The sequence below is a fragment of the Ensifer sp. 22521 genome, assembly GCF_052044795.1.
Lineage (GTDB): Bacteria > Pseudomonadota > Alphaproteobacteria > Rhizobiales > Rhizobiaceae > Ensifer.
The window spans coordinates 411,309-423,562 of record NZ_JBQENM010000001.1 but is presented as its reverse complement, the minus strand read 5'-3'; the positions used below and the strand labels follow the sequence as shown (position 1 = coordinate 423,562).

The window sequence follows — 12,254 nt, the reverse complement described above, 5'->3', positions numbered from 1 at the left end:
GCTCACGCTTTACCCTGCTACATTTGTTGTTCTTGCGAGGCTGGCGCGACCGATTTCCCCTATTTGGAAACCGCGGTTCAGACCGCCTCGTGACATGTCGGAATCTCGCATCCCCGGCTTAATGAAAGAATAAACGCGCCCGTGCCGGAACGGTGCGAAACGGCCGAAAAATCCCGTTTTGGAGCAAATTGAGCGACCTTCATTTCTTGTGGTTAACGGGGCGTAAGCAACGGATTTCTGTGCATTTTCTGCACAGCGTTAACGATTGTGGCGAGCCCGCCGGCACGCCATTGCCGACGCTTCCGGGCTTCGCACACAGGGTCCCGCCACGAACCTTAACGGCGAAAGCTAAAATGCGACACAAATGCGCGGCAAAGCACTCGGCGGCGGCATTTCATTAAAATTTGAAGCAAATGCCGCGCGATTTTGAAAAGCCGTCTTGTGATTCCCGTCCTAATGTCGGTGTCAACAAAGGGACGGACGCTGCCTCGAAGGCAGCAGCTCCCCGAGGAAACGACGGCAGCGTGAACGGGTATCAGGGGATACGACGGCGCTGCGGGATGCCGAAGGCACAAAAGCCGGCTAGAAGACTGGCGAGCTCAGGCAGCTGAACGAAGGATGGGCAGAACATGTGGTTTCTCATCAAGGCGACATTTTGGTTTTCGCTGGTGCTGGTGCTGCTGCCATTCCTCGATCCGTCGAGCTCGCAGAAGCTGGAGCACGCTCCCAAGGTCGAGCTTGGCGACACCTTCGCCGCCGCCAATGAGGCCTTCCAATACATCAGCGCCATCTGCATCCAGAAGCCTGAGATTTGCGAGAAAGGGGCAGAGACCTTCGTCGCCCTCGGCCACAGGGCCCGCGAAGGCGCTCGTATCGCCTATGAGTTCCTGGATACCCAGTTTGCCGAAACCGATGCGGCCCAACCCGATGCCAAGGTGATGACCGGAACGGTCACACCGGTCATGACCGGCACGGTCAAGCCCGCTGCCGATGTGGCAGCACCCGCCACCGAGGTCAGCACCATCGATGCAGAGCCTGTCTTCAAGCGCACGCCGGTTCCGGAAAAGCGCCTCGATCCCAAGGCCGCGATCATCCAGTAGTCATGCCAAGCCCTCGGTCGAGACCGGCGGGCCACCCATTCGCAACTTAACTGCCTGACTTGCCGCCCTGTCGTGGCCGCCGCGAGGATCCCATCCCCTCGCGGCGTTTTCTTTTCAGGCCCAACCTTTGATCGCCAAGAGCCAGCCACGCACAAGCCGTGGCTGCTTAGGTCCGCCGCACGGCAAGCGGAGGCACCCAATGCAGATCTACGGGCTTTTTTCGAATGCGGGCGTGACGCGGCCAGCGACAGCCGGCACATCGACCGCCGTCGAAGGCAAGAGCCCGGCATCGGCCGCATTGCTCCTCGGCACCGATGACGACACTGGTGACCGCGCCGCCGCAGCAAAGAAGAAGCTCGACGACATCAAGGAACAGCTTCGGATGCTCCGGTTCTTCGCATCGGATCCGGAAACGCTCGCGAGGCTCGCCAAGCAACTCGCTCAGCAACTCGGCACGGCAGCCCAGCAGTTGGCCGGCGCAGACGGTGCCGGAGCGATAAACGGCGTTGCCTCCGCTGCGGCCGTGGCCGCCTTGGCAGATACCGGCAGTGCGCAAGTGGAAGGTGCTATCGCCGGAAACGATGCAGCCACGTCCGCAGAGCCGACAAGCTTTGCGGAGCGCGCCTATCGTGAATTCAGCGACGATGACGGTGAGTCCGGCGCCACCACGAAACTGGCCGCCGAACTCAAATCGCTTGCCGAGCAGATAAAGCAGCTGTTGCAAAAGGCCGAGCAGGAATTGCACACCGAGGGATCTGCCCGTGACGCTGACGATGCGCGCGCGGCCGGCCATGCCTTGTCGGCGGCCGTCGGCAAACTCGGCGGGATCGATGCAGGCGCCGGAAATGCCTTCATCTTCCCGTCAAGCGTTTCGATCTGACCGCGCCGGCGAAATGCCGCCGACACCCAAGGTAACTGTTATTGGCGGTTCTCAATGGGCTTGCCATCCCCTATATGAGGACTGAAAGCCCGCATGCCTGATGGCAAAGGGGCATGAACAGGGACAAAGCTCGTTCGCGGCAAGGACCGGCGGGCGTATAATCCCCTGATAACTGGACCCGGACCATGACGACGCTTGACCAGATCATCGACGATTTCGCCTTCCTCGACGAGTGGGAGGATCGCTATCGCTATGTGATCGAACTCGGCAAAGCTCTGCCGGACATGCCGGAAGCCAAGCGGACCCAGGAAAACAAGGTTCAGGGTTGCGCCAGCCAGGTCTGGCTCGTCACCCAGACGGCCGGCAATCCGGAGGACCCTGTCCTGACTTTCGAAGGTGAATCGGATGCGCATATCGTGCGCGGCCTGGTCGCAATCGTGCTCGCCATCTATTCCGGCAAACATGCCTCGGAGATCGCCAAGACCGATGCGATCGATACCTTCGGCAAGATCGGCCTGATCGAGCACCTGTCGACGCAGCGCGCCAATGGCCTGCGCTCGATGATCCGCCGCATCAAGAACGAAGCCGAGCTTCGGCTGGCCGCCTAAAGCGCGTCGCGATCTCTCAGGTTCGCGCCTTGCGTTTTAAGTTTTATGATATTTCGCATGTCGTTATCGCAAAACCGCTGCGCACGTTTGCGCGAAAGGCTTCAAGGCGCCGTCAGGACCTGCCGCAGCGACCGCGCTGCTGACAGTACAAAACACAAGAGCCGGACGCTCAGGCCCGGCCCTTGTGTTCAAACCAAATGCCGTCAGGCAAATTGCAGCAACCAGCCGCAAGGCTTCACCAGACGGTTGAAGTCTTATTTGCCACGGCGCTTGCGGCGCTGGCCGAGGCCCATTTCCTTGGCGAGACGCGAGCGTGCTTCCGCATAGGCGGGCGCGACCATCGGGTAGTCGGTCGGCAGGTCCCATTTCTCGCGATATTCTTCCGGCGACAGATTGTGGTGAGTCATCAAGTGGCGCTTCAGCGACTTGAAGGTGCCGCCACATTCGAGGCAGGTGATCTGGTCGTCCTGGACGGACTTGCGAACCGACACGGCCGGCTTCGGCTTTTCAACGGGGATGACGACCGGTGCCGGCGCCGCGGTGTTGTTGAGCGCCGAGTGCACATCTGCGATCAGCGTGGAAAGCTCGGCGACGGGAACCACGTGATTGCTGACGTAGGCGGCAACGATTTCCGCCGTCAGCTCAACCAGAAGTTCATGGCTCGCGCCAAGCGCTGTTTCAGTCATTTCTTTCTCCTATCGGACTTCAGCACAACCCGAAACGGCGTCTCGGGGGGAGGAACGCTTGCAAGAGCCGCCAGGAAGCCTTCGCTGCCTTGGGATGGACCATCAAACGCGGCAAGGACAAACGCCGGCCACGATATCAAGAGTAGGAATTTTGATTACGAAACCTGCTGCCGAGTCACCGGGACGACCGAACTCTCAAAGCAACAACCAACATTCACAACTCAAGCTGGAATTTCAGATCAAAGTATTTCCACGACGACACTTTACATTTACTCGATTAACATCGATGCGTGAAATGTCCAAACATAAATTTGCCGACAGTTAGCAACTTTATCTCCGAATTGCTAAAATGGCCACACTGCATCGCAAAGTTCTGAAATACAGATTCAGAAATGTCATCGATCAGCGATGACGTGGCTCTACTTTTGTGGAAGCTGATCTACAACTGACAGCTTCGTAAGTTTGTAACCGGCCTGATGTGCGGCTTTTGCCAAGAGATGAGCCGAGATTGGTGCAGTCAGAACGAAGAAGAAGAAGCCTGCAAGCGCCCGAATCAGTATCGCCGCATCCAGAGAATGAACGCCCGCAGCCAGCAGCAACAGGCCTGAACCTACGGTGCCGGCCTTAGACGCTGCATGCATACGGGTGTAGAGATCGGGAAAACGCATGATGCCAATTGCCGCAAGCAGCGAAAAGATCGCGCCGACGATCAACAGAGCGGCAACCAATACAGCAACGGCCATGTCCAGGACGGGGTTCATCGGCGCCCTCCCTTGTGCTTGCGACGGACCGCATTGGATCTCGGTGCGGACGCGCGCTTTGATTCCGGCGAGCTCCGCTCAACGTTGACCGTTTCCGGCGAAAGCCCGCGAGCCAGGATGAAGCGGGCAAAGGCGACGGTCGCGAGGAATCCGACCAAGCCAAGGGCAATGGCAATGTCGATGTAGAGATTGAAACCAGTGCGGATCGCGACGACGGCAATCAGGCCGATGGCGATCGCCACCAGCATGTCGAGACCGAGCACGCGATCCGGCAGGGTCGGGCCGCGGATGATGCGCCAGACAGTAATCAGGAGGGCAGCAGACAGCGCGATGAGTGCAAAGCCCGTAGCGAGGGCTTCGATCTGGTCTGGCAGGCTCATTCGAAAGCCTCCTTTATCCGCCGTTCAAAGCCGTTGGCGATATCGCGCCTGAGGCCGCCGGGATCGGCACAATCGAGCGCGTGGACGTAGAGCGTCCGGCGGTCGGCGGAAACGTCGACCGACAAGGTCCCAGGCGTCAGCGTGATGAGATTGGCGAGCAACGCGATTTCGAAATCGCTCCTGACCGTCAAGGGATAGGCAAAGATGCCGGGCTTCAGCTTCATCTTCGGCTGGATGACCATGAGCGCGACCTTTGTGGCCGAGATTGCGAGTTCCTTGAAAAAGAGAGCGGTCAACAACAACAGTCTGAGCGGACGCACCGGATAGGTGATGGGCTGGAGCTCGCGCCGGATCAGCCATAGAGACAGCGCTCCAACGGCGAAGCCGAGGATCAGATTGGCCAGCGAGAAACTGGCGCTGATCGCACCCCAGATCGCCGTGAACACCAGGTTGATGGTTAGGAACTTGGTCACGGGGCACCTCCCGGGAAAACCGAGTTCAGATAGGCCGAGGGCTCAGCGAGCGAGGCAGCAGCGCTTTGAATGGTCGAAAGCAGTGGCTCCGGGTAGAGACCAATCGCCAAAGCCAGGATGACCAGTACGGTGAGCGGCAGCAGCGCCGCCGGCGAGATCGTCGCGGAAGCGGTCGTGACCTCCCCGGCTGCCGCATCGCGCCAATAGGCCAGCAGGAAGAAACGCCCGGTGACAACGGTCGTCAGGAAGCCGGTGAAAAGCAAGGCCGCGGCCAGCCACCAGGCGCCGATATCGAGCGCCGCCTTGACCAGCATGACCTTCGGCCAGAAGCCGGAGAATGGCGGCAGACCGGAAACGGCGAAGGCCAGCATGAGCGTCAGCGCCGCGAAACCGGCATGGCCACGGTAAAGGCCTGCCAGCGACGAAAGCGAGAAGCTGCCGCCGAGCTTGGCCGCAACGCCGGATGCGAAATAAAGCGCAGTCATGACGAGCATCGAGTGCAACGCATAGAAGATCGCACCGCCAATGCCGCCCGGCCCGCCGACCGCAATCCCGGCGAGGATCGAGCCGATGCCGGAGACCACGAGATAGCCGAGCATGCGGCGGAAATCCGATTGCGCCAGCGCCCCGAAGGCACCGACGAGCATGGTGAGCGCGCCGGCAAGGGCAATGACGAAGCTCAGTTCCTCGCGCTGGAGCGGCAGCAGCATGACGGTGACGCGGATCAGGGCGTAAATGCCGACCTTGGTGAGCAGGCCGGCGAAGAGCGCCGACACCACGACGCGCGGCGTATGGTAGGAGGCCGGCAGCCAGAAATTGACCGGGAACGCCGCCGCCTTCATGCCGAAGGCCAGCACGAAGAGCGCCGTCAGCGTCATCAGCGGCGCCGTGCCGGCAAGGCCTTCTGCCTTGCGGGCGATATCGGCCATATTGAGCGTGCCAAAGCTCGCATAGAGATAGCCTGTCGTGATCAGAAACAGGGTGGTCGCGACCAGATTGAGGAAACCATACTTCACCGCTCCGTCGATCTGCTCGCGCTCGGAGCCGAGCACGATGAGGCCGAACGACGAGATCAGCAGCACCTCGAACCAGACGTAGAGGTTGAAGATGTCACCCGTCAGAAATGCACCCGAAACGCCGGCCATCAGCAGCATCAGGAACGGGTAGAAGCCGTAGCGCCGACCGCTGTCGTTGATATCCGCGAGCGAATAGATCCCGCCGGCGAGTGCCACCACCGAGGCGGTCAACGCAAAGAGAGCGCCCGTCAGATCAACGGTGAAGGCAATGCCGAAGGGCGGCAGCCAGCGTCCCATGACCATTGTCACCGGACCGCTCGCAAGCACATGCCGAAGCAGGAGAATGTCTATCAACACGAGACCGGCCAGTCCGAGGACAGCGATGTAAGGGTGCCAATCGATCTTTCGGCGCAGCATGACAAGCAGTGCGCCGATCGCCAGGCACCAGGCGACCGGCAGGATCACCAGCCAATCGGCAGAAGCGACCGGCTCGAGAACGAGTGCGGCGGAAAGATCTGCGTGGGGAGAAGTTGAAGCGGCCATGGGTCGGTCAGTATCCAAGCGGCGGAGCCGGCTCGTCCTTCGGCTCGGCGACGCGCATCTCGTCGGTATTGTCGGTCTGCAGCACCTCGTAGGCGCGCCACGCGAGAACCAGCAAGAAAGCGAAGAAGGAGAAGGAGATCACGATCGCTGTCAAGATCAGTGCCTGCGGCAGAGCGTTTGCCGCCGGTCCCGTGAGCGCGTCCTGGTGGCCGGGGACGACCGGCGGCACGCCGCGCGTCAGCCGCCCTCCGGTGAAGATCAGCAGATTGACGGCATTGCCGAGAATGGCAACACCAAGCAACACCCGGATGATGGATTTCGACAGCAGCAGGTAGACGGCAACCGTGAAGAAGATACTGACGAGCAGCGCGAACCAGGCTTCCATCACTCGCCTCCCCGCTCTTCGAGCGAAAGCGCAATCGAGCTGATCGCCCCGACGACGACGAGATAGACGCCGCAATCAAACAGCATCACCGTCGAGAGCGGGACTTCCAGGCCGAGAACCGAAGGATAGATCCAGAGACCGGTCATGAAGGGGACGCGTGCCGCAATCGAGATCAGGCCGGCGACCGTCGCTGCGAACAGCCCCGCGCCGGCAATCGTCATCGGGTGAAAATAGATTGCACGGCGCACCGTCTCGACGCCGCAGGCGATGCCGTAGATCGCCAGCGCCGAAACCGCGATCAACCCGCCAATGAAGCCGCCGCCGGGCTCGTTGTGGCCTCGCAGCAGCACGAAGATCGAAAACAGCACCATCAGGCTGGTGAGAAAAGGGGCGACGGCCCGGAAGATCACCGACATCATGCGCGTTCCTCCGCATCCGGATCATTGTCGGCGATGCGGCGGAGAGAACCAGCCCTCAAGCGGACCAGCGACAGGATGGCAAGACCGGTGACCATCACCACGGCGATCTCACCCAGCGTGTCCGTACCGCGGAAATCGACGATGATGACGTTCACCACATTGGCGCCGTGCGCGATCGATTTCGAATAGAGATTGAAGAATTCCGTCAGCGTGGAGTCAAAGGGAACGCCCGTCGTCTTCAGTAGCATCAGGCCGAAACCCAAGCCGCAGGCGAGTGCAATGGCAAAATCCGGGACCTTCTGGGCAAGCGGCCGATGGTCGGACGGCGAGAGCCTGAGGCGCGTCATCACCAGTGCCAGGACGACGACCGACAGCGTCTCGATCATGAACTGGGTGAAGGCAAGATCCGGCGCACCATAGAGCAGGAAGATGACGGCAACGGCAAAGCCCTGGATGCCGAGCGAGACGATCGCTGTCAGCCGATCCGGAGCGAGCACGACGGCAACGAGACCGATGACCGCGATGGCCATGATCGCAAGCTCGTGCAGTGGCACGTCGGGTGCAAAGAACGGCGCGCGCGGCAGTTCGCCGTAGGTGAGCGGAACGACCAGCAGCACGCAGGCAACCAGGATGAAGGTCGCCGTCATGTAGACGTCGAGGCGGCCGGATTGCAGCCGGCGCGTCAGCCCGACGGAAAAACGAACGAGCCCGCGGATGAGCTGGTCGAAACCACGGTCCGGCCCCCAGCCGATATCGGCAAGGATTGCGGCGATGAAACCACGCAAACGATCGAGCTTCAGGTAGAAAACGATCCCGATCAACGCGGTCGCGGTCGACATGGCCAGCGGCACCCCGACATGCGGAACGACGGACATCGTGACCGCACGCGGTTCGCCTGATATCGCCGATGCCATCGGCGTCGACACGAGTTCGTGGGTCAACCCCGAGAGCAAGGCGGCGGAAAGCCCCTTGGCGGCAAGCAGCGCCGGCCCGAGCCAGAGCAGCACCGGCGCCTCGTGCGCCGCCTTCGGCGTCTCCACCTTCGCACCGATGAAAGGCTTGAGGGCGACGGCAAAGGCCACCGCGAACATCAGAGCATTGCCAAGGATCGCGATTGCCGCAAAGACCACGGAGCGCCGGTCGAAGCCGGAGAGCGCGTAGTAGATTTCCTCCTTGGCGATGAAGCCGAAGAAGGGGAACAGGCCGCCCATCGAAAATGCGGCTGCAAGCGCAATGACGAACGTAAGCGGCATGGCGGAGCGCAAGCCCCCGAGCCTGGTCACGTCACGCGCGCCGGTCTCATGATCGATGATGCCAGCAACCATGAACAGGGCACCCTTGAACAGGGAGTGTGCGACAAGATAGAGCGCCGCCGCCTCGATCGCGTGCGGGAAGCCGAGACCGGTCAGCATGACCAGCAGCCCGAGCGAGGCCATGGTCGTATAGGCGAGCATCAGCTTCAGATCGGTCTGGCGGCAAGCAAGAGCTGCGCCGATGACGAGCGTGGCGCCGCCGAAGAGCGGCAGCAGGATCTGCCATTCGGGCGTGCCGCCGAGCACGGGATTGAGCCGCATCAACAGATAGACGCCGGCCTTCACCATTGTCGCGGAATGCAGGTAGGCCGAAACGGGAGTCGGTGCTTCCATCGCGTTCGGCAGCCAGAAATGGAACGGAAACTGCGCCGACTTGGTGAAGGCTCCACCGAGGACGAGAATGAGCGCGGCCGGATAGAACGGGCTCTCGCGCATCTCCGTACCAAAGGCCATGAGCAGCGAAAGCTGGGTGACTCCGCTGACGTTCCAGATGATCAGAAGTCCTGCGAGCAGGAACAGGCCCCCTCCTCCGGTCACGATCAACGCCTGAAGGGCTGCGCGCCTTGCCGCTTCGCGCGAATGATCGAAACCGATCAGCAGGAACGACGTGATCGAGGTCAGTTCCCAGAAGACGAAGAGCATCAGGAAGCTGTCGGACACGACAAGCCCGAGCATCGATCCCATGAACATCAGGATGAACGAGAAGAACCGTCCCTGCTGTGGATGGCCTTTCAGGTAACCGCCTGAATAGAGCACGATCAGCATGCCGATGCCGGCGATCAGCAGGACGAAAGTCAGCGACAGGCCATCGATCAACCAGGAAAAGCTGACATTGAACGACGGGATCCAGGCATAGCCGCCGGTGACCACCTCGCCTTTGGCCACGTCCGGCCAGAAGCGGGTGAAATGCAGGACAATGGCCGCCGGGAAGAGTGCCAGAACCCAGGCCGCATTGTGCCCGAGGAGGCGCGTGAGCAGCGGCGCGACCAAAGCTCCCACGAAAGGGAGTGCGAGAGCCAGAAATGTCAGGGCCGCAACATCCATCGTCCTGGCCTGCTCCTTTATGTTTTCACGATACAATCAATCGAAGACCCGACATAAAAGAAGGGTTGTGGCGCCTCAAGCCTTATCCAGATAAAATCGACGTTATGTGCCGTTAAGTCGCTTCGGAGATCGGACGCAGCAGTCCAAACACTATCAGATTCGTTCGTTTCGTGCGGAGGCGGCCGACAACAATTAAAATGCTGTTAGCATAATATTCAGTTGTCGTCGCAGCAGGATCGAACGTCCTAGAATCGGGACAATAAGACGTGGTAGTTGTACGTAAAGGCTTCTTCAATTCAAAATAATACGAAGCCTGGATCCGCCTGCCGGCGGAAACCAACGGCTGCTCGGAACGTCTGCCTTCGACGATATCTGTGAACCGCAAGGCGCCGGCTCATCGACCGTCTTTCTGCCGCAAGCAGCATGAAACGGAACAACACAACGATCACGGGCGAGGCCTGCTTGGAACGATCTCGCATAGTCGTCATCGCCAGTATCCTGGCTGCACTCGGCGCGATCCTGCCGATGATGGCGGCCTATTATCTTTCCTGGTCGATCGCGGTGCGCAGCGAGCAGACACGGCTTTCCCATCTTGCCGACTACGCCATCATGCGCGCCGATGCGGCGCTCGAGGAAGCCTCCCGGGCGCTGAAAGCCGCCGACCGGTTTGACATGCCGCCCTGTATGGCAACACATATCGCAGCGCTGCGCTCCCTCGTCGTCAATACGACCTCCATCGAAGACATCGGCTATTTCGAAAACGGGCTGCTCAGGTGCACGTCGTGGGGCTATCCGCCGCGCCGTCTCACCCGCTCTCCGCCCGCCGATTTCTTCGCGAGCAACGGCGTCGAAGTCATCCCGCGGATGTACCCGACGATCAGTACCGGCGCCCCCATGACGGCGTTTCGCTATCGTTCCTACACCGTACTGACCAACCCGGCTCGATTTGTCGACGTGATTGCGGAGCCCGGCACCCGGCTTGCAGTCGCCACGAAAAACGGCGTCCTGATCGGCACTCTGAACAATCCTGACGCGTCGCTTACGGCCCGGCTCGCCGAACTTCCCGAAACCGGCAGCAACGCCGACGATCTGTTCGCAACCTCCCATGGCGCAAACTGGATCGCCGTCGCGAGCGCCCCCAACATCGCCATTTTTAAGGACATGGACCGGGAGCGCCTGCTGCTTCTGCCGGTCGGCGCCCTGGTCGCAGCGCTTATGGTCGGCCTCGTCGTCTGGCTGTCGCGGCGCCGCCTTTCGCCGCTCGGAGAGCTCTCCATCGCCGTTCAGCGGCGCGAATTCATCGTCCACTATCAACCGCTCATCGAACTGAAGACCGGCATCTGCGTCGGTGCCGAAGCGCTCGTACGCTGGCGGCGGCCCGACGGGCAAATGGTCCGCCCCGATCTCTTCATACCGCTGGCGGAAGAGAACGGCCTGATCGAAGAAATCACCGACCAGGTCATCTATGCCACGATTGCCGAGCTGAAAACGGTCCTCCTTGCGGATCGCTCGCTGCACATTGCCGTCAATCTTGCCGCCGACGACATCAAATCGGGGCGCATCCTGCCGGTGATCCAGGCGGTGCTGGAAAACACCGGCATACTGACCCAGCAGATCTGGCTGGAAGCGACCGAACGGGGCTTCATGGATGTGAAATCGGCCCGCGCAACGATCGAGGAGGCCCGCCGGCGCGGCCACTCGGTGGCGATCGACGACTTCGGCACCGGCTACTCAAGCCTGCAATACCTGCAGGAGCTTCCGCTCGACGCACTGAAGATCGACAAATCCTTCATCGACACGATCGGAACGGACTCTGCCACCAGTTCGATTACGCCGCATATCATCGACATTGCCAAGTCGCTCGATCTCTACATCGTCGCCGAGGGCATCGAGCGGCAGGAGCAGGCCGACTATCTCATCGAACGCGGTGTCCAGTATGGCCAGGGCTGGCTGTTCTCCAAGGCGTTGCCCGCAGCGGAATTCATCGCCTTCTACAACAACAGCAAGCGCCGGCGCGGCGCCGGCCCGACCGTAATCCGCCGCGAGATCGCCTGACGCCACGCCGTCGACCGCAATGCCGGGCCGCGACGTGAATTGCGCGCTTCCGGCGGCATTCCTATATAGTCGCCGCAACGACAGGAGATCTTTCATGACGACCGTTAAGACGCCCAAGGTGGTGAAGACCGATGCGGAATGGCGAGCCCTGCTCTCGCCGGAGCAATACCGCATCACCCGTCAGCAGGGTACCGAGCGTCCGTTCACCGGCCCTTTCGTCAACAACAAGCAGACCGGCACCTATGAATGCGTCTGTTGCGGCCGAGCCCTCTTCCGCTCGGACACCAAGTTCGATTCCGGTTGCGGCTGGCCGAGCTATTTCGCTGCGATCGACGACCAGGCGATCCGCGAGATCGAGGACCGCTCGCACTTCATGGTGCGCACGGAAATCCGCTGTGCCGACTGTGACGCCCATCTCGGTCACGTGTTCCCGGACGGCCCGCCGCCGACGGGGCTTCGCTATTGCCTCAACGGCCATGCGATGACGTTTACCGAGGATTGACACTGACGCGCGGAAGGAGTGGCATGGGGGCTGCTGTTCCATTAGGAACAGGCCCTGCACCGAAGCCGCGCTATCTAGACTTTGGGTCG

General features: G+C 61.0%; 13 protein-coding genes. 5 read left to right on the top strand and 8 right to left on the bottom strand.

The features are described 5' to 3' along the window. Positions 1-629: 629 nt before the first annotated feature. From ACTJKE_RS02035 to ACTJKE_RS02025, 3 genes are all read left to right on the top strand, one after another. Complete coding sequence (locus ACTJKE_RS02035; RefSeq protein ID WP_057250413.1) at positions 630-1,100, top strand: DUF5330 domain-containing protein; 471 nt, start codon at positions 630-632, stop codon at positions 1,098-1,100. A gap of 199 nt (positions 1,101-1,299) precedes the next feature. Beyond that, complete coding sequence (locus ACTJKE_RS02030; protein WP_057250415.1) at positions 1,300-1,980, top strand: hypothetical protein; 681 nt, start codon at positions 1,300-1,302, stop codon at positions 1,978-1,980. 185 nt (positions 1,981-2,165) lie between these two features. Further along, positions 2,166-2,588 carry a SufE family protein gene (locus ACTJKE_RS02025; protein WP_057250417.1) on the top strand — a complete coding sequence of 141 codons (423 nt, stop codon included), beginning with the start codon at positions 2,166-2,168 and terminating at the stop codon, positions 2,586-2,588. 254 nt (positions 2,589-2,842) lie between these two features. Here the strand turns inward: ACTJKE_RS02025 and mucR are convergent, their stop codons facing one another. The 8 genes from mucR to ACTJKE_RS01985 all read right to left on the bottom strand — a co-directional run bounded on the left by mucR (position 2,843) and on the right by ACTJKE_RS01985 (position 9,608). Next, complete coding sequence (gene mucR, locus ACTJKE_RS02020) at positions 2,843-3,274, bottom strand: exopolysaccharide biosynthesis transcriptional regulator MucR (protein ID WP_034789336.1); 432 nt, start codon at positions 3,272-3,274, stop codon at positions 2,843-2,845. A gap of 419 nt (positions 3,275-3,693) precedes the next feature. Next, complete coding sequence (gene mnhG / locus ACTJKE_RS02015; protein ID WP_440635517.1) at positions 3,694-4,017, bottom strand: monovalent cation/H(+) antiporter subunit G; 324 nt, start codon at positions 4,015-4,017, stop codon at positions 3,694-3,696. A 14-nt stretch (positions 4,018-4,031) separates the two neighbouring features. After that, positions 4,032-4,415: a cation:proton antiporter gene (locus ACTJKE_RS02010; RefSeq protein ID WP_440635499.1), complete on the bottom strand. Its 384-nt coding sequence runs from the start codon at positions 4,413-4,415 to the stop codon at positions 4,032-4,034. After that, positions 4,412-4,888: a Na+/H+ antiporter subunit E gene (locus ACTJKE_RS02005; protein ID WP_113736836.1), complete on the bottom strand. Its 477-nt coding sequence runs from the start codon at positions 4,886-4,888 to the stop codon at positions 4,412-4,414. Before ACTJKE_RS02005 ends, ACTJKE_RS02010 begins: the two co-directional genes overlap by 4 nt. Then, complete coding sequence (locus ACTJKE_RS02000; protein WP_440635500.1) at positions 4,885-6,447, bottom strand: Na+/H+ antiporter subunit D; 1,563 nt, start codon at positions 6,445-6,447, stop codon at positions 4,885-4,887. Before ACTJKE_RS02000 ends, ACTJKE_RS02005 begins: the two co-directional genes overlap by 4 nt. Positions 6,448-6,454: 7 nt before the next feature. Continuing rightward, entirely contained in the window at positions 6,455-6,832 is a 378-nt protein-coding gene (locus tag ACTJKE_RS01995; RefSeq protein ID WP_057250425.1) for a Na+/H+ antiporter subunit C, read from the bottom strand. Next, positions 6,832-7,251, bottom strand: coding sequence for a Na(+)/H(+) antiporter subunit B (locus ACTJKE_RS01990; RefSeq protein WP_058320309.1), 420 nt, complete (start codon positions 7,249-7,251; stop codon positions 6,832-6,834). The genes ACTJKE_RS01995 and ACTJKE_RS01990 overlap by 1 nt, the downstream gene beginning before the upstream one ends. After that, positions 7,248-9,608, bottom strand: coding sequence for a putative monovalent cation/H+ antiporter subunit A (locus ACTJKE_RS01985; RefSeq protein ID WP_440635501.1), 2,361 nt, complete (start codon positions 9,606-9,608; stop codon positions 7,248-7,250). Before ACTJKE_RS01985 ends, ACTJKE_RS01990 begins: the two co-directional genes overlap by 4 nt. A 462-nt stretch (positions 9,609-10,070) precedes the next feature. Here ACTJKE_RS01985 and ACTJKE_RS01980 point away from each other — a divergent pair, with 462 nt between their 5' ends. Beyond that, complete coding sequence (locus ACTJKE_RS01980; RefSeq protein WP_082640666.1) at positions 10,071-11,663, top strand: EAL domain-containing protein; 1,593 nt, start codon at positions 10,071-10,073, stop codon at positions 11,661-11,663. Between the two features lie 94 nt (positions 11,664-11,757). Then, on the top strand, positions 11,758-12,165 hold the full coding sequence (msrB, locus tag ACTJKE_RS01975) for a peptide-methionine (R)-S-oxide reductase MsrB (RefSeq protein WP_058320312.1): 408 nt from the start codon (positions 11,758-11,760) through the stop codon (positions 12,163-12,165). The last annotated feature ends 89 nt before the right edge of the window (positions 12,166-12,254 follow it).

Coding starts and splice junctions, on each gene's coding strand:
- ACTJKE_RS02035 (WP_057250413.1), top strand. CDS start 630: ATGTGGTTTCTCATCAAGGCGACATTTTGGTTTTCGCTGGTGCTGGTG.
- ACTJKE_RS02030 (WP_057250415.1), top strand. CDS start 1,300: ATGCAGATCTACGGGCTTTTTTCGAATGCGGGCGTGACGCGGCCAGCG.
- ACTJKE_RS02025 (WP_057250417.1), top strand. CDS start 2,166: ATGACGACGCTTGACCAGATCATCGACGATTTCGCCTTCCTCGACGAG.
- mucR (WP_034789336.1), bottom strand. CDS start 3,274: ATGACTGAAACAGCGCTTGGCGCGAGCCATGAACTTCTGGTTGAGCTG.
- mnhG (WP_440635517.1), bottom strand. CDS start 4,017: ATGGCCGTTGCTGTATTGGTTGCCGCTCTGTTGATCGTCGGCGCGATC.
- ACTJKE_RS02010 (WP_440635499.1), bottom strand. CDS start 4,415: ATGAGCCTGCCAGACCAGATCGAAGCCCTCGCTACGGGCTTTGCACTC.
- ACTJKE_RS02000 (WP_440635500.1), bottom strand. CDS start 6,447: ATGGCCGCTTCAACTTCTCCCCACGCAGATCTTTCCGCCGCACTCGTT.
- ACTJKE_RS01995 (WP_057250425.1), bottom strand. CDS start 6,832: ATGGAAGCCTGGTTCGCGCTGCTCGTCAGTATCTTCTTCACGGTTGCC.
- ACTJKE_RS01990 (WP_058320309.1), bottom strand. CDS start 7,251: ATGATGTCGGTGATCTTCCGGGCCGTCGCCCCTTTTCTCACCAGCCTG.
- ACTJKE_RS01985 (WP_440635501.1), bottom strand. CDS start 9,608: ATGGATGTTGCGGCCCTGACATTTCTGGCTCTCGCACTCCCTTTCGTG.
- msrB (WP_058320312.1), top strand. CDS start 11,758: ATGACGACCGTTAAGACGCCCAAGGTGGTGAAGACCGATGCGGAATGG.